The sequence below is a fragment of the Erwinia sp. LJJL01 genome, assembly GCF_047300805.2.
In the GTDB taxonomy this organism is placed as follows: Bacteria; Pseudomonadota; Gammaproteobacteria; order Enterobacterales; family Enterobacteriaceae; genus Erwinia; species Erwinia aphidicola.
In genome coordinates, this window is the sequence record NZ_CP178576.1 from 4,490,206 (window position 1) to 4,505,637 (window position 15,432).

The window sequence follows — 15,432 nt, forward strand, 5'->3', positions numbered from 1 at the left end:
TAGCTCTCCTGTTTAATATTCTGTTAAAAAAAAATTTACTTATGCGTACGGCAGGCAGGCAATAACCAGACCCAGATCGCCTTTAGACACCATGCCTTTCGGACGCAGGTGGCGTTTACGCTTAGTAGATTTTTTAGTCAGAATATGACGCAGGTTAGCGTGTTTACGCTTGAAGCCGCCACCGGCGGTCTTCTTGAAGCGCTTGGCCGCGCCACGTACAGTTTTAATCTTTGGCATTTGAAAAAATATCCACTTCGCATTGTTAATAAAATGAACCAGACAGGCGAATCTCACCGCGCACCGAAGCGCGCGGCAGGATTACTTTAGGGCCTACTGCCTCTTCTTGGGAGCGAGCACCATAATCATCTGACGACCTTCGATCCTTGTAGGGAACGATTCGACCACTGCCAGATCAATATCTTCACACAGATCTTTACGGACGCGGTTAAGCACTTCCATACCGATCTGCTGGTGCGCCATCTCACGACCGCGGAAACGCAGTGTGATCTTGGCTTTATCGCCATCTTCCAGAAAGCGAATCAGGTTGCGTAGTTTTACCTGATAGTCGCCATCATCGGTACCAGGACGGAATTTAATTTCCTTAACCTGGATAACTTTTTGCTTTTTCTTCTGTTCCTTAGAAGATTTGCTTTTTTCATAAAGGAACTTGCCGTAGTCCATAACACGACAAACGGGCGGTTCGGCGTTAGGGCTGATCTCGACAAGATCAACACCTGCTTCTGCAGCTTTTTCTAAAGCTTCATCCAGACTGACAATACCAATCTGTTCGCCATCGACGCCTGTCAGACGAACCTCAGTGGCGCGAATTTCTCTGTTAATGCGATTAGGACGCGCCGGTTGAACTCGTTTTCCGCCTTTAATACTTTATTCCTCCAATTGATGAAGATTGCGACTGCGGATTTCATCCTGCAGCTTCGCGATCACTTCGTTTACGTCCATGCTTCCCAGGTCTTTACCGCGGCGGGTGCGAACGGCCACTTTGCCAGCTTCCACCTCTTTATCACCACAGACCAACATGTAAGGGACACGACGTAAAGTATGCTCGCGGATTTTAAAGCCAATCTTCTCGTTTCTCAAGTCCGCTTTTGCACGAATGCCCGCATTCTGCAATTTTCGGGTCAATTCTGCAACATATTCGGACTGGCCATCGGTGATATTCATCACCACAACTTGTAGTGGAGCAAGCCAGGTCGGGAAGAAACCGGCATATTCTTCGGTTAAAATCCCGATAAAGCGCTCCATGGACCCCAGGATTGCGCGGTGAATCATCACCGGAACCTGACGTTCATTACTTTCACCCACATACGAGGCGCTCAGGCGGCCCGGCAGCGAGAAGTCCAGCTGCACAGTACCACACTGCCATGCACGGTCGAGACAGTCATGCAGGGTAAACTCAATTTTAGGACCGTAGAAAGCGCCCTCGCCCGGCTGATATTCGAACGGAATGTTGTTCTCTTTCAGCGCGGCCGCCAGGTCCGCTTCTGAGCGGTCCCACAGGTCGTCGGTGCCGATACGCTTCTCTGGACGCGTAGAGAGTTTCACCACGATCTTTTCAAAGCCGAAGGTGCTGTACATGTCGTACACCATCTTAATGCAGCTGTTGACCTCGTCGCGCACCTGCTCTTCAGTACAGAAGATATGGGCATCATCCTGAGTAAAGCCGCGTACGCGCATCAGGCCGTGCAGTGCGCCCGACGGCTCATTACGGTGACAGCTACCAAACTCTGCCATACGCAGGGGTAAATCACGGTATGATTTTAGACCCTGATTGAAAATCTGCACGTGGCCCGGGCAGTTCATCGGCTTAATGCAGTATTCACGGTTTTCTGAAGAGGTGGTAAACATCGCCTCTTTGTAGTTTTCCCAGTGGCCGGTTTTTTCCCACAGCACGCGGTCCATCATGAACGGACCTTTTACTTCCTGGTAGTCATACTCTTTCAGCTTGGTGCGGACAAACACTTCCAGCTCGCGGAAGATAGTCCAGCCGTCGTTGTGCCAGAACACCATGCCAGGCGCCTCTTCCTGCATATGATACAGGTCGAGCTGCTTACCGATTTTACGGTGATCGCGCTTCGCCGCTTCTTCCAGACGCAGCAGATAGGCCGCCAGCTGCTTTTTGTCGGCCCAGGCGGTGCCGTAAATACGCTGCAACATTTTATTGTTGCTGTCGCCACGCCAGTAAGCGCCAGAAATTTTCTGTAGCTTGAAGTGGTGGCAGAAACGCATATTCGGCACGTGCGGACCCCGGCACATGTCGACATACTCTTCGTGATGATACAGGCCAGGACGGTCGTCACGGCTGATATTTTCATCAAGGATGGTCATTTTGTAAGTTTCGTCGCGCGCAGCGAAAGCGTCACGCGCTTCCTGCCAGCTGACTTTCTGCTTAACAACGTCGTAATTGGTCTCTGCCAGCTGGTGCATACGCTTTTCCAGCAGGTCGATATCTTCCTGGGTCAGCGTGCGGTCAAGGTCAACGTCGTAGTAAAAACCGTTGTCGATAACCGGGCCGATAGCCATTTTGGTATCCGGCCACAGCTGTTTAATCGCGTGCCCTAACAGGTGCGCACAGGAGTGACGAATAATTTCCAGACCGGCTTCGTCTTTAGCGGTGATGATTGCAACATTGGCGTCTTCGGTGATCGGGTCAACCGCATCCACCAGTTCACCATTCACACGGCCAGCAATACAGGCTTTCGCCAGGCCAGGACCGATGTCGAGGGCAATATCCATCACGCTGACGGCGTGGTCAAAAGAGCGCTGGCTTCCATCAGGAAGAGTAATTACAGGCATGAAACATCCTTAATTGCAGTGGTAACCCACACGTAAGATTACATGCAAACATAGTTTGAGAGTTCCGGGCTGGCAGGCTGTCTGACCCACATTGTCGGATTGCCGCCGCCCTTGATAGCTGCGCAATACACAGCAAGGCAAGCATAATAACATCTTTAGGATCAGAGAGAAACCGCGCAGGGAGATGCTGGCAGAATAAGGCAGGAATGACGGGCCGCCCGCAGGCAGCCCGCAAAGCAATTACATCGCGTAAGAGAGCGTGATGGTGGTTTTGGTATCGGTATGATCGGGCGCTGACTCAGGTGGATTCTGGTTCCAGGTCACGTTGTAAGCCATCTTCAGGGCGAAATGTTCGTTAATCGCTACCTGCAGACCGGTTTCGGAGTTGACGGTAGTATCGTCGCTACCCAGTACGGAAACACCCTGAACGAACTTGGTGGTGTCCGTCAGCTGCCACTGATAGCTCAGTGCGCCATAGGCCAGAGCCTGGGTCTCATGGCCACCTTCATGGTAGTCGTCATAACGCACACCAGGACCGGCTTCCACACGCAGCGAGTGCACCGGGCCGTTCAGCAGCTGGCGACCGTAACCGGCAGCAAGAATAGAACGACCGTCGTAACCGTTGAAGCGGTCGCTTAACCAGCTCGCCTGGCCGAACAGGTAGTCAGCGCTGTTGATGTTATAACGCGTACGGCCACCGACCTGATAGGTCTCGGATGAACGCTCATCATTAGACGAGGTATTGCTGGCGTTGCCCCACAGGCTGTAAGCAAAACTTGGGGTATACCATGTCAGGTTGGTGTTCGCCGTTGCGGAAGAACTGGTGGTGTTACCGGACTGAGCCATATAGCCCGCAGCCGCGTTACCTTCAAAATCTTTCTTCGCTGTAGAAGGGTCATCCATAACCGTGAAGACGTTGTTATCCGCCAGGGCTTGTTGACACAGTGCTCCCCCGGAGAGCAGAAGAACTACAGACAGCTTATTAAGCGCTTTCATTTAAATGTGACCCGTACGACAGTTTTAAAAAGAGGGAGTCTGAAGCGTTTTGAAGGACGATCAACGCAATTTACGGTAATAATCGTAAGAAATTGTTAATCCGCTCTTTTTCCAAAGCATCATGACCAAACTACCCTTCGAATAGGAACATTCCCATTAACGGCGCGCATTATAATGGGTAAATGATGAAAAAACACCTGGCTGTCAATAAGATTTAGCTCTAGCAAAGGACGAATTTATCGCCCTGCAGCCAGTATATGTAAGTAAATATTAATACCAGCATTCGCCCATCCGCTGCGCAACCAGCGGCTTTACGTCTTCTTAACGTAAAACGCGCAGAAAAGAGATCCGCCCTCGGCTTTGCTAGCGCCCTTGCGTGAATTCACCGCACCGACTGCGACAGTGAACTACGATTGAGGGGCGCTTTATCACATTGAGGTAAATCATGAATAGCCAATCAGTTGAACAGTTTGTTGTCACCTTCCGCTACCAGGAAAAAGGGCTCTCTGACCTGCTGGAGTTAAATAGCGCCCTGCTCAGTGCCGGGTTCAGCACCACGCTCAACGACAGCGAGGGCCATCCACACGAATTAGGCACCAACAGCTTCGGCATCACCAGCGCGATGGAGCCGGAAGAGATTGCGCAGCAGGCGCGCAGCGCGGGAGAATTGGTGCTCGGTGATGCACCGGAGGTGGACGTGCAGCGCTGGGAGGAGTTCCAGCAGCAGCTTAAACGCTAACTTTCTGTAAATATGATGCAATGCCGTGCGCCAGTGGGTATTTTGGTTATTCTTTAAGCGTTATCATCGTCGAATCACAGCGAAAAAGAGGAGTGTCCTATGTGGTCAGCCATCGGTCGTCTGTTGAGTGAGCAACTGGGTCCGGCAGAAATTAGCGGACGCAGCGAGTTGCCGGGCGGTGAGGTCCATGCTGCCTGGCTGCTGCAATACGGTGAGCACCAGGTGTTTGTGAAGTGTAACCAGCGCGAGATGCTCGATCTCTTCAGCTGGGAAGCGGATCAGCTCCAGCTGCTGGCGCGTACCCATACGGTGCGCGTGCCGGAAGTGTACGGCGTTGGCAGCGACCGCGAGACCAGCTTTCTGCTGCTGGAATACATCAAGCCGACGCCGCTCAATGCCGATTCTGCTTTCCAGCTTGGCGTACAGCTGGCCCATCTTCACCAGTGGAGTGAACAGCCGCAGTTTGGGCTGGACTTCGACAATAATATTACCACCTCTCCTCAGCCCAACAGCTGGCTGAAACGCTGGTCGGTGTTCTTTGCTGAACAGCGCATCGGCTGGCAGCTGCAGCTCGCCGCTGAAAAGGGTATTCAGTATGGGGATATCGAGCTGATTGTGCACTGCGCGCAGACGGCCCTCGACGCCCATCACCCGCAGCCGTCGCTACTGCACGGCGATCTGTGGCCGGCGAACTGCGCGGGGAGTGACAGTGGTCCCTGGCTATTTGATCCAGCCTGCTACTGGGGCGATCGTGAGTGTGACCTGGCCATGCTACCGTGGTTCAGTCAGCTGCCGGGGCAGATTTTCGAGGGTTATCAGTCGGTGTGGCCGCTACCTTGCGGCTTCTCACAGCGTCAGCCGATTTATCAGCTCTACTATCTGCTGAACCGCGCCAATGTCTTCGGCGGCAGCTGGCTTGGGGAGGCACAGCGTGCGGTAGGCACCCTGTTAGATGTGGACGATTTGGCTAAACAGCACGCGCGTCCGGCCTGAGATAAGCCCGGGCGGGGCACCTTCCCCCGCCCGCCATCCTCAGTAGATAAACCCGGCCAGCTTCAGCACGAAGTAGCCCGCTACGGCGATGATAATCGGCAGGACGTACAGCGGGAATATTTGCAGGAAAATGGTGTGGCGCGGCACCACAATCCTCTCTTCCAGCTGCGCACGCGTGTGCCCTTCTGTACCGCGCGCGTTCTCCAGAATCAGCTGATCCTCAATCCCTTCACGCAGAAAGCGCGACTGGCGCCACATTCGCGCGCCGGAAGCCTGCAGAGCAAGGCCGACAAAAATCAGCACGTAGATAACCCAGAACAGCACGTTGCTGCCGTGATTAAAATCCGGTACCGGTGAGTTATTCCAGAAGCTGGAAAGAAAACCGGTGTTAAAACGGATCATCTCAATCATCACATGGGCAAAATCCTGCATCACCGCATTAATGCCCTCGCGCTTTTCCCGGCTTTTTTCCAGAAAACCCAGCAGGGAAATCAGCGTTGAGATCAGCGCGGGAATAAAGATAACCCAGCCCGCGACCCGCTTGATCACCGCCACTCTGCCAGCCTGTTGATAAGTCATGCCTTCTCCTGTCCATACGATGTCTGCGTGTCAGTCTACATTGAGTCGGCAAAAAGCGCCTGTAAAATGCGGTCACCAGCGCAGGATCCCGGCTAAACGCCGCTGCGATGATAATTTTTTCAGCAGCGCCTTCATGCTAAGGTGGCACAAACTGTCAAATGGAGCCGCAGCATGTCTTATCAACGCCCTGTACTCGCCGCCATCTTTGATATGGATGGCCTGCTGATCGATTCAGAACCGCTATGGCACCAGGCCGAGCTGGACATCTTCAATACCCTTGATGTTGACCTCAGCCGCCGTAAAGCGCTGCCCGACGCGCTCGGCCTGCGCATCGATCAGGTGGTGCGCATGTGGTACGAAACCCTGCCGTGGAGCGGCCCTTCCCAGGCGGAAGTGACGCAGCGCGTGATTGCCCGCGCGCTGAGCCTGGTAGAGGAGCGCCGCCCGCTGCTGCCGGGCGTTGAGCATGCGTTAAAGCTGTGCCAGGCCGAAGGGCTGAAGATTGGCCTCGCCTCCGCCTCCCCGCTGTTTATGCTGGAGCGCGTGCTGGAGATGTTTGACCTGCGCGACTATTTTGAAGTGCTGGCCTCGGCAGAATCTCTGCCCTACAGCAAACCGCACCCGCAGGTTTACCTTGATGCCGCCGCCCGGCTTGGCGTCGACCCACTGAACTGCGTCACGCTGGAAGACTCCTTTAACGGCATGATCGCCACTAAAGCCGCACGTATGCGCTCTATAGTGGTGCCTGACGCCAGCTACGCTGAAGATGCACGCTGGGCGCTGGCGGAGGTCAAGCTGAGCAGCCTGCAGCAGCTCACCCCTGCTCATCTGCGCGGTGGTTAAACCCTGAAAAGGTGCTGCCTGTGCAGCACCTCTCAATAAAAATAAAACAATGTTTCATTTTTATTGAATTACCCTCTTCCTGCGCCTATGCTCCCTGATAACCTCATTAATCAGGAAGCCGCTATGATCCTCAATGCTTTTAACCTCGAAGGGAAAGTCGCACTGATCACCGGATGCAACACCGGGCTGGGTCAGGGTATGGCCGTCGGTCTGGCGCAGGCCGGATGTGACATTATTGGCGTCAACCGCTCCGCTGCCTGCGCAACGGCAAAGCAGGTGAGCGCGCTCGGACGCCGCTTTATCAGCATCACCGCCGACCTGTCGGACAGCCACTGCGTGCCAAAGGTGATGGAGCAGGCGCTGGCAGCCTGCCCGCGGCTCGATATCCTGGTCAACAATGCCGGGATTATTCGCCGCGCAGAGGCGCTGAATTTCAGTGAGCAGGACTGGGATGACGTCATGAACATCAACAGCAAGACGCTGTTCTTTCTTGCGCAGGCGGTGGCGCGCCAGTTCGTTCAGCAGGGGCACGGCGGCAAAATCATTAATATCGCCTCAATGCTCTCTTACCAGGGCGGCATCCGCGTACCTTCGTATACCGCCTCGAAAAGCGCGGTAATGGGGCTGACGCGCCTGATGGCCAACGAATGGGCGCAGTACGGCATCAACGTTAATGCCATCGCCCCGGGCTATATGGCCACCAACAACACCGAGCAGCTGCGTGATGACGAAGAGCGCAGTCAGCAGATCCTCGAGCGCATCCCGAGCGGTCGCTGGGGCGAGAGCCGCGATATGATGGGGCCGGTGGTGTTTCTTGCCTCCAGCGCGGCGGACTACGTCAATGGCTATACGCTGGCCGTCGACGGCGGCTGGCTGGCGCGGTAAGCCAAATGCGGGTCAGTTTCTGCGCGACCCGCTCAACATTTCACTGATGTAAAAATATTTATCTTTCGTTACAGCGTCACATATTTATTCTACTGTATATATTCCCTATACTGGATGCATTGACAGTTATGCACCAGGTGTTCCCATGACGGCCGAAGGCCACCTCATATTTGCCATTGCCAGCGCCATTTTCGCCAAGCGTGCGGAACTGACGCCGGTGCTGGCCAGCGCAGACTGGTGGCATATTATTCCGGCTACCCTGCTCACCTGCCTGCTGCCGGACATTGACCATCCCAAATCTTTTCTCGGTCAGCGCCTGAAGTGGCTGTCGCACCCTATTGCGCGCGCCTTTGGTCATCGCGGATTTACCCACAGCCTGCTGGCGTTGGCGGGCGGCGTCGCGCTGCTACAGCTGAAGCTGCCCGCTGGCTGGCTGATCCCTGCCGATGCCTTCCAGGGCATGGTGCTGGGCTACCTCAGCCACATTGTTGCCGATATGCTGACGCCCGCCGGGGTCCCCCTGCTGTGGCCGTGCCGCTGGCGCTTCCGCCTGCCGCTGCTGAGAAGCCAGAAAGGTAACCAGCTGGAGCGTGCGCTGTGCCTCGCGCTGGTCGGTTATGCCATCTGGTTTCCGCCGGGAATGCCACCGTTTGGTGCGACCGGCTGGACCAGTCAGGTGGTCAATTCGGTACAAAATGGCTTTAGCCGGGTAATAAATCCGCAAAACGGACATTAATCAGGCAATAACGCAGCAAAAGTTATAAATCATTCCTTTTGGATATAAGCCTGCACCATCACTAGCTGCTACCATTTCGCCCTTGTGCTGGTTACTGCGCGTCAGAAATTAACTGAAGTCAGTTATGGCACTTTTGCCGACTATTTTTGGGAGAAATGGGAAATGAATTTTCCGCTAATTATTAACCTGGTAGCGTTCGTGGCGCTGCTGCTGCTGGTAGCAAAAACCGGCCGCACCGGCTGGAGCCTGTCGAAGAAAGTGCTGTTCGGCCTGGTGGTCGGCGTACTGTTTGGCCTCGCGCTGCACACCATTTACGGCGAAAACAGCCCGGTTATCAAAGAGTCTGTCAGCTGGTTTAACCTGGTCGGCGGCGGTTACGTTCAGCTGCTGCAGATGATTGTGATGCCGCTGGTGTTCGCATCGATTCTCAGCGCCGTAGCCCGTCTGCATAACGCCTCATCGCTGGGTAAAATCAGCGTACTGACCATTGGCGTGCTGCTGTTCACCACCGCCATTGCCGCCGCGGTTGGCGTATTCGTCACCTGGCTGTTCGGCCTCAACGCCGGTGGCCTGGTGCAGGGCGCGCAGGAAAGCGCACGCCTTGCGGCCATTCAGAGCAGCTATGTCGGCAAGGTCGCCGATCTCAGCGCGCCGCAGCTGCTGCTCTCCTTTGTACCGAAAAACCCGTTTGCCGACCTGACCGGTGCCAACCCTACTTCGATCATCAGCGTAGTGATCTTCTCCGCCTTCCTGGGCGTGGCGGCTCTGCAGCTGCTGAAGGATGATGTCGAAAAGGGCCAGCGCGTGCTGAAAGCCATCGATACGCTGCAGTCCTGGGTGATGAAGCTGGTGCGCCTGATCATGAAGCTGACGCCTTACGGCGTGCTGGCGCTGATGACCAAAGTGGTGGCAACCTCTAACCTGAGCGACATCATCAAGCTTGGCAGCTTCGTGCTGGCCTCCTACCTCGGCCTGGCGATTATGTTTGCCGTGCATGCCCTGCTGCTGTCGGTCAACGGCGTGAATCCGCTGCGCTTCTTCCGTAAAGTGTGGCCGGTTATCACCTTTGCCTTCACCAGCCGCTCCAGCGCCGCGACTATTCCGCTGAGCGTGGAAGCGCAAACTCGTCGTCTGGGTATTCCAGAGTCGATTGCCAGCTTTGCGGCATCCTTTGGTGCCACCATTGGTCAGAACGGCTGTGCCGGTCTTTACCCGACCATGCTGGCGGTAATGGTGGCGCCAACCGTGGGCATCAACCCGTTTGACCCGATGTGGATTGCCACGCTGATCGGCATCGTGACCCTCAGCTCTGCGGGCGTTGCCGGCGTCGGCGGTGGCGCGACCTTCGCTGCGCTGATCGTTCTGCCTGCGATGGGCCTGCCGGTCACGCTGGTGGCCCTGCTGATCTCCATCGAGCCGCTGATTGATATGGGCCGCACCGCGCTCAACGTCAACGGTTCCATGACTGCCGGTACGCTGACCAGCCAGTGGCTGAAGCAGACTGATAAAGCGATTATGAACACCGACTCAGACAGCGAAGCCGAACTGGCACATCGTTAATCCTCCTGCGGGTCGGCACTTGCCGGCCCGCCTCATTTCGTCATATCCCTGCATTTAACGGGCGTATATCCCTCACTGTTCTATAGTTACTGTTGCCCTAAAACGACAGCAACTGGAGTAGATGAGTCATGCCGAAAGAACACAAACCGCAGCAGCAGAAGCCCACTACCGCCCCTGACAACGCCAAAGTGGCTGCGCTGGAACCCTTTCGCAAAAATGGAATGGAACAACCACTGACCACCAATCAGGGTACTCGCATCGCCGATGACCAGAACTCACTGCGTGCCGGAACGCGCGGACCGACGCTGCTGGAAGACTTCATCATGCGTGAGAAGATCACCCACTTTGACCACGAGCGCATCCCGGAGCGTATTGTCCATGCGCGCGGCTCTGCGGCACACGGCTACTTTCAAACCTATCGCGACATGAGCGAGGTTACCAAAGCGGACTTTCTGCGCTCCCCGGAAAGCGTCACGCCAGTATTTGTCCGCTTCTCCACGGTGCAGGGCGGCGCGGGTTCCGCCGATACCGTGCGTGACATCCGCGGCTGGGCCACCAAGTTCTATACGGAGGAAGGCGTTTTCGACCTGGTGGGCAACAATACCCCGGTGTTCTTTATCCAGGATGCGCATAAGTTCCCTGATTTTGTCCACGCGGTAAAACCAGAGCCGAACAATGAGATGCCGCAGGGGCAAAGCGCCCACGACACCTTCTGGGATTATGTTTCCCTGCAGCCAGAAACCCTGCACAACGTCATCTGGGCGATGTCCGATCGCGGCATTCCGCGCAGCTACCGCACCATGGAAGGTTTTGGCATTCACACCTTCCGCTTTATCAACGCCGAAGGGAAAGGGACGTTTGTGCGCTTCCACTGGAAGCCGGTGGCGGGTAAAGCCTCGCTGCTGTGGGACGAGTCACAAAAGCTGACCGGCCGCGATCCCGACTTCCACCGCCGCGACCTGTGGGAAGCGATCGAAGCGGGAGACTTCCCGGAATATGAGCTGGGCGTGCAGCTTATTCCCGAGGCTGACGAATTCAACTTCGATTTTGACCTGCTGGATGCCACCAAGCTGATCCCTGAAGAGCTGGTGCCGGTGCAGCTGATTGGCAAAATGGTGCTCAACCGCAACCCGGATAACTTTTTCGCCGAAACCGAGCAGGTGGCCTTCCACCCGGGTCATATCGTACCGGGAATGGATTTCAGCAACGACCCGCTGCTGCAGGGGCGCCTGTTCTCCTACACCGATACCCAGATCAGCCGTCTTGGCGGCCCGAACTTCCATGAAATTCCGATTAACCGCCCGGTCTGCCCGTACCACAACTTCCAGCGCCAGGGCATGCACCGTATGGAGATCGATACTAACCCGGCCAACTACGAACCCAACTCGATCAACGACAACTGGCCGCGCGAAACGCCACCCGCGCCACAGCGCGGCGGTTTTGAGAGCTATCAGGAGCGTATTGAAGGGCATAAAGTGCGCGAGCGCAGCCCCTCTTTTGAGGAGCACTACTCGCAGCCGCGCCTGTTCTGGCAGAGTCAGACGCCGGTGGAACAGCAGCATATCGTCGATGCTTTCTCCTTCGAGCTAAGCAAAGTTGGCCGCGCCTACATTCGCGAGCGCGTGGTGGACCAGCTGGTGCATATCGATATTTCGCTGGCGAACAGCGTGGCGGAGAACCTTGGCCTGACCCTTTCCGAACAGCAGCTGCAGACGGCACCACCAAAGGACGTCAATGGCCTGAAAAAAGATGCCAGCCTCAGCCTGTATGCGGTGCCAAGCGGCAGCATTAAAGGCCGCAAGGTGGCGCTGCTGCTGAGCAATGGTTTCAACGCGGCCGATACGCTGGCTGCGCTGCAGGAGCTGAAAAATCACGGGGTGCATGCCAAATTGCTGGCGGCGCACATGGGCGAGGTTCACGCGGATGACGGCTCGACGCTGACCGTGGATGCTACCTTCAGCGGCCTGCCTTCGCTGACGTTTGACGCGGTGCTGGTGCCCGATGGCAACATCGATGCCCTGCTGCTGCGCGGCGATGCCTGTTATTTCCTGCTGGAAGCCTACAAGCACCTGAAAGTGATCGGGCTGAGCGGCAACGCACGGCGCTTTAAGGCACAGTTCGGGCTGGCTGACGAAGATGAAGAAGAGGGCATCATCTGCGACAGTAAAACTGAGGGGGTGTTGATGAGCGAATTCCTGGCCGCGCTGGCTGCTCACCGTATCTGGTCACGCAGCCAGAAAGCGCTCAGCGTCCCGGCGTAAGCGCCCTGCTCATCACAATCTGAGGGCAATCGTGGCGGTCAGGTAAAGGAAACGTTAAGCGCTGTAAGCAGCGGCAAATGGCGAGGGGTTGGCGCTTGTATTTATCCCGGGTAAGGAAGATGCTGAACCCGGTATGAACCAGGAGAATGCTTATGAAAAAGGTGATAACCACACTTTTCGCCTTATCGCTGCTTACCCCGGCGCTGGCATCGGCCCATCCCGGCGGCTGGGGTCCCGGCCCCGGTCCGGGCTGGCATCATGGCGACGGCGGCTGGCACGGCGGCCACGGACCCGGGCGCTTATCGTTTCTGCCCGGTGCTGCCGCTGCGGTGCTGATTGGCGGCCTGACTTACTATGTGCTTAACGGCAACTACTACCAGCGCCAGAACGATAACACCTATGTGGTGGTTGACCGCCCGGTGGAACATTACCGTGACAGTTACGACGACATGCGCGCGCTGGATTACAACGGTGAGCGATTTTACGTGCAGGACGGCCATTACTACCGCCGCAGCATCAACGGTGAATATCTGGAAGTTCCACGGCCGCCGGGTCTGTAACTTGCTAAAAATGACAAAAAAAAACGGTCACCGCGGTGACCGTTTTTTTTACGTAACCAACAGTTACTTGGTGGTAGCCTGCGGGTCGGTATCGTAATCTTTGCAGCTCTGGAAGCCGTAGTTCATCACACGGCCGGTGTCGCTATAGCTGACAAAGTAAGTCTGCTGTTTACCGTCACGTTCGCCCAGCACATACGTCTGGCAGGTGCCGCGAGCGTGGACCATGGTAATTTCGGTAGAAGGTGGGCCGGCGATGTCACGCACCTGCTGGCGGGTCATCCCTTTTTTCACGTCCTGCACTACAGGTTTGGTGACATAACTTTCCGCCCGGTCGTAGGCAGTACAGCCAGACAACACGGCCAGGGCAACAGCAGCACCAATCAATCCCGTCAACTTACGCATTTATTCTTCCTCATTTATTGTCCATGTAGCTCTAAGCCTGGAATATAAATGCAGATTTATCAACTTTATGGCGTCAAATTAATATCGATCTCTCTGCTCCACGCCTATAATGCAGCCCTTGAGAATGAACATTCGCATTCCTGTAACGGCTGAAGCTTACTGGCTGTTATGGGTCACTCACCCCCAGGCGGAGGGCCGATGAGCTCACAAGTAGAAGCACGCGAGGCGCGCCACCGTCTGCGCCAGGACGAGATTATCTCCGCTGCCCGCCGCTGTTTTCGCCAGCATGGTTTTCATGCCGCCAGCATGTCGCAGCTGGCGCTGGAAGCGCGGCTCAGCGTGGGGCAAATCTATCGCTACTTCATCAATAAAGATGCGATTATCGAAGAGATCATCCGCCGCATTATCGACCACCGCCTGCAGGAGATGATCTCCACCAGCGGCAACGTCCACCTGCCCGAGCTGCTGGCGTGGCGCAGGGTGCTGAATGAAGAGGATGAAGCCCTGATGATCGAGGTTGCCGCCGAAGCCACGCGCAACCCGCGAGTGGCACAGATGATGGCCGATGCCGATCAGCGCATGTTCACCCAGGCCTGCTGCAAAGTGGCGGCTGAACATCCTGAGTTCAGCCCCGAGCGGGTTCGCGCCTCGGTTGAGATCCTCGCCGTGATGGTGGAAGGCACCTCTTACCGCCGCATCACGCCGCAGAAAGCGTCGGCACAACGTCTCTATACCCTTTATCAGCAAATTAACGACCTTCTTTTCAAATCAGAGGAATCATGACACCTGCTCATCCCAAACGTCTTGGCTATGCCATCACGCTCGGCCTGCTGGCGGCGCTTGGCCCGCTCTGCATCGATCTCTACCTGCCCGCGCTGCCGGAACTGGCTAAAGACCTGCACACCCCGACCGCCACGGCACAGCTGAGCCTGACCGCCGGCCTGCTCGGCCTCGGCTTAGGCCAGCTGTTTTTCGGCCCGCTGAGCGATAAATATGGCCGTATCCGCCCGCTGCTGCTGTCGCTGGTGCTATTGCTGGTGGCCTCCATTGGCTGTGCGCTGGCGCAGGATATCCATCAGCTGCTGCTGGCGCGGCTGTTTGAAGGGCTGTCCGGGGCTGGCGGTGCGGTGCTGTCGCGCGCCATTGCCCGCGATATGTACAGCGGCCATGAGCTGACCAAATTCTTTGCGCTACTGATGCTGGTCAACGGCCTGGCGCCGATTGCTGCACCAGTGCTGGGCGGCGCGCTGATGGCGTTTCTCGACTGGCGCGGGCTGTTTATGGTGCTGGCGGCGATTGCCGTGCTGCTGTTTGTGCTGGCACGCCTCAAGCTGCATGAGACCCTGCCCGCTGCGCGCCGCAGCCAGGGCAGTCTGTTCTCGGCGTGGGCGGCCCTCGGCCAGGTGGTCACCCATCGCCCATTTATGGGCTTCTGCCTGACGCAGGGCTTTATGATGTCGGGCATGTTCGCCTATATCGGCGCATCGCCGTTCGTCCTGCAGCAGATCTACCAGCTTTCCCCTCAGGCATTCAGCTTCTGCTTCGCCGCCAATGGGGTCGGCCTGATTATTGCATCACAGGTAAGTGCCCGCCTCAGCCCACTGTGGGGCGAGTACCGCGTGCTGAAAGGCGGCCTGGTGCTGGCGTTCATCTCTTCCGGCAGCCTGCTGGTGGCGGGGCTAAGCAGTGCGAGCCTGCCGCTGGTACTGGTGGCGCTGTTCTTCAGCGTGGCAAGCAACGGCGTGATCTCCGTTACCGCCGCCTCGCTGGCGATGCAGAGCCAGGGGCACCGTGCCGGCAGCGCCTCGGCCGTAATTGGCGTCACCATGTTTACCCTGGGTGGCATCAGCGTTCCGGTTACCGGTATCGGTGGCACCTCGGTACTGACCATGAGCGCCACCATCTTTGGCTGTTATATGCTGGCGATTCTGATGTTCAATCTGCTGGCACAGAAAGCGAAAACAGCCTGACCCAATCAGACCCGGTGCAGAGAGTAACGTATTGATTGTTGTGGTTTCGCGCCGGGCACGTTAGCTTAAACAGATAAATTGCACACCGTCGCCG

15 protein-coding genes and 1 pseudogene are annotated in these 15,432 nt (G+C 56.4%); 10 read left to right on the forward strand and 6 right to left on the reverse strand.

All coding sequences use genetic code 11. The annotated features are described in order from the left end of the window. Positions 1 to 39: 39 nt before the first annotated feature. The 4 genes from rpmI to ACLI4M_RS21985 all read right to left on the reverse strand — a co-directional run bounded on the left by rpmI (position 40) and on the right by ACLI4M_RS21985 (position 3,810). Positions 40 to 237 (reverse strand): 50S ribosomal protein L35, encoded by a 198-nt coding sequence (rpmI, locus tag ACLI4M_RS21970; protein WP_005968897.1) that lies wholly within the window; start codon positions 235 to 237, stop codon positions 40 to 42. A gap of 93 nt (positions 238 to 330) precedes the next feature. Then, positions 331 to 882 (reverse strand): translation initiation factor IF-3, encoded by a 552-nt coding sequence (infC, locus tag ACLI4M_RS21975; RefSeq protein ID WP_099754375.1) that lies wholly within the window; start codon positions 880 to 882, stop codon positions 331 to 333. 3 nt (positions 883 to 885) lie between these two features. Then, positions 886 to 2,814: a threonine--tRNA ligase gene (gene thrS / locus ACLI4M_RS21980; protein ID WP_048916199.1), complete on the reverse strand. Its 1,929-nt coding sequence runs from the start codon at positions 2,812 to 2,814 to the stop codon at positions 886 to 888. Between the two features lie 240 nt (positions 2,815 to 3,054). Further along, positions 3,055 to 3,810 carry a DUF481 domain-containing protein gene (locus ACLI4M_RS21985; protein WP_133623494.1) on the reverse strand — a complete coding sequence of 252 codons (756 nt, stop codon included), beginning with the start codon at positions 3,808 to 3,810 and terminating at the stop codon, positions 3,055 to 3,057. Positions 3,811 to 4,255: 445 nt separating this feature from the next. On the opposite strand from ACLI4M_RS21985, the gene ghoS reads away from it, so the two are divergent. Then, positions 4,256 to 4,549: a type V toxin-antitoxin system endoribonuclease antitoxin GhoS gene (gene ghoS / locus ACLI4M_RS21990; protein WP_133623493.1), complete on the forward strand. Its 294-nt coding sequence runs from the start codon at positions 4,256 to 4,258 to the stop codon at positions 4,547 to 4,549. A 99-nt stretch (positions 4,550 to 4,648) separates the two neighbouring features. Next, positions 4,649 to 5,542: a fructosamine kinase family protein gene (locus ACLI4M_RS21995; RefSeq protein WP_133623492.1), complete on the forward strand. Its 894-nt coding sequence runs from the start codon at positions 4,649 to 4,651 to the stop codon at positions 5,540 to 5,542. Between the two features lie 39 nt (positions 5,543 to 5,581). On the opposite strand, the gene ACLI4M_RS22000 is transcribed toward ACLI4M_RS21995, so the two are convergent. Beyond that, entirely contained in the window at positions 5,582 to 6,121 is a 540-nt protein-coding gene (locus ACLI4M_RS22000) for a YniB family protein (protein ID WP_048916214.1), read from the reverse strand. Between the two features lie 171 nt (positions 6,122 to 6,292). Here ACLI4M_RS22000 and hxpB point away from each other — a divergent pair, with 171 nt between their 5' ends. The 6 genes and pseudogenes from hxpB to ACLI4M_RS22030 all read left to right on the forward strand — a co-directional run bounded on the left by hxpB (position 6,293) and on the right by ACLI4M_RS22030 (position 12,966). Continuing rightward, positions 6,293 to 6,964 carry a hexitol phosphatase HxpB gene (gene hxpB / locus ACLI4M_RS22005; protein WP_133623491.1) on the forward strand — a complete coding sequence of 224 codons (672 nt, stop codon included), beginning with the start codon at positions 6,293 to 6,295 and terminating at the stop codon, positions 6,962 to 6,964. A 123-nt stretch (positions 6,965 to 7,087) separates the two neighbouring features. Further along, a complete protein-coding gene (gene kduD / locus ACLI4M_RS22010) occupies positions 7,088 to 7,849 on the forward strand; it encodes a 2-dehydro-3-deoxy-D-gluconate 5-dehydrogenase KduD (RefSeq protein ID WP_133623490.1) in 762 nt (253 codons plus the stop codon). Between the two features lie 145 nt (positions 7,850 to 7,994). After that, on the forward strand, positions 7,995 to 8,585 hold the full coding sequence (locus ACLI4M_RS22015) for a metal-dependent hydrolase (protein ID WP_133623489.1): 591 nt from the start codon (positions 7,995 to 7,997) through the stop codon (positions 8,583 to 8,585). A gap of 162 nt (positions 8,586 to 8,747) precedes the next feature. Next, the gene (locus tag ACLI4M_RS22020; RefSeq protein WP_133623488.1) at positions 8,748 to 10,145 is read left to right on the forward strand and encodes an L-cystine transporter; all 1,398 of its coding nucleotides are present in this window, start codon (positions 8,748 to 8,750) and stop codon (positions 10,143 to 10,145) included. Between the two features lie 170 nt (positions 10,146 to 10,315). After that, positions 10,316 to 12,406: pseudogene (gene katE / locus ACLI4M_RS22025) on the forward strand (catalase HPII); the annotation flags it as partial. Between the two features lie 152 nt (positions 12,407 to 12,558). Then, positions 12,559 to 12,966 (forward strand): DUF6515 family protein, encoded by a 408-nt coding sequence (locus tag ACLI4M_RS22030; RefSeq protein WP_048916221.1) that lies wholly within the window; start codon positions 12,559 to 12,561, stop codon positions 12,964 to 12,966. Between the two features lie 63 nt (positions 12,967 to 13,029). Here ACLI4M_RS22030 and osmE read toward each other — a convergent pair whose 3' ends face one another. Further along, positions 13,030 to 13,368, reverse strand: coding sequence for an osmotically-inducible lipoprotein OsmE (gene osmE, locus ACLI4M_RS22035; protein ID WP_048916222.1), 339 nt, complete (start codon positions 13,366 to 13,368; stop codon positions 13,030 to 13,032). 198 nt (positions 13,369 to 13,566) lie between these two features. Between osmE and ACLI4M_RS22040 the strand changes: the two genes are divergently transcribed. Beyond that, positions 13,567 to 14,151 carry a TetR/AcrR family transcriptional regulator gene (locus tag ACLI4M_RS22040; RefSeq protein ID WP_133623486.1) on the forward strand — a complete coding sequence of 195 codons (585 nt, stop codon included), beginning with the start codon at positions 13,567 to 13,569 and terminating at the stop codon, positions 14,149 to 14,151. Continuing rightward, positions 14,148 to 15,338, forward strand: coding sequence for a multidrug effflux MFS transporter (locus tag ACLI4M_RS22045; protein ID WP_133623485.1), 1,191 nt, complete (start codon positions 14,148 to 14,150; stop codon positions 15,336 to 15,338). The genes ACLI4M_RS22040 and ACLI4M_RS22045 overlap by 4 nt, the downstream gene beginning before the upstream one ends. Positions 15,339 to 15,432 lie beyond the last annotated feature (94 nt).

What these genes read in the sequence shown, in the direction of transcription:
- rpmI (WP_005968897.1), bottom strand. Translation starts at nt 237, where the DNA reads ATGCCAAAGATTAAAACTGTACGTGGCGCGGCCAAGCGCTTCAAGAAG.
- thrS (WP_048916199.1), bottom strand. Translation starts at nt 2,814, where the DNA reads ATGCCTGTAATTACTCTTCCTGATGGAAGCCAGCGCTCTTTTGACCAC.
- ACLI4M_RS21985 (WP_133623494.1), bottom strand. Translation starts at nt 3,810, where the DNA reads ATGAAAGCGCTTAATAAGCTGTCTGTAGTTCTTCTGCTCTCCGGGGGA.
- ghoS (WP_133623493.1), top strand. Translation starts at nt 4,256, where the DNA reads ATGAATAGCCAATCAGTTGAACAGTTTGTTGTCACCTTCCGCTACCAG.
- ACLI4M_RS21995 (WP_133623492.1), top strand. Translation starts at nt 4,649, where the DNA reads ATGTGGTCAGCCATCGGTCGTCTGTTGAGTGAGCAACTGGGTCCGGCA.
- ACLI4M_RS22000 (WP_048916214.1), bottom strand. Translation starts at nt 6,121, where the DNA reads ATGACTTATCAACAGGCTGGCAGAGTGGCGGTGATCAAGCGGGTCGCG.
- hxpB (WP_133623491.1), top strand. Translation starts at nt 6,293, where the DNA reads ATGTCTTATCAACGCCCTGTACTCGCCGCCATCTTTGATATGGATGGC.
- kduD (WP_133623490.1), top strand. Translation starts at nt 7,088, where the DNA reads ATGATCCTCAATGCTTTTAACCTCGAAGGGAAAGTCGCACTGATCACC.
- ACLI4M_RS22015 (WP_133623489.1), top strand. Translation starts at nt 7,995, where the DNA reads ATGACGGCCGAAGGCCACCTCATATTTGCCATTGCCAGCGCCATTTTC.
- ACLI4M_RS22020 (WP_133623488.1), top strand. Translation starts at nt 8,748, where the DNA reads ATGAATTTTCCGCTAATTATTAACCTGGTAGCGTTCGTGGCGCTGCTG.
- ACLI4M_RS22030 (WP_048916221.1), top strand. Translation starts at nt 12,559, where the DNA reads ATGAAAAAGGTGATAACCACACTTTTCGCCTTATCGCTGCTTACCCCG.
- osmE (WP_048916222.1), bottom strand. Translation starts at nt 13,368, where the DNA reads ATGCGTAAGTTGACGGGATTGATTGGTGCTGCTGTTGCCCTGGCCGTG.
- ACLI4M_RS22040 (WP_133623486.1), top strand. Translation starts at nt 13,567, where the DNA reads ATGAGCTCACAAGTAGAAGCACGCGAGGCGCGCCACCGTCTGCGCCAG.
- ACLI4M_RS22045 (WP_133623485.1), top strand. Translation starts at nt 14,148, where the DNA reads ATGACACCTGCTCATCCCAAACGTCTTGGCTATGCCATCACGCTCGGC.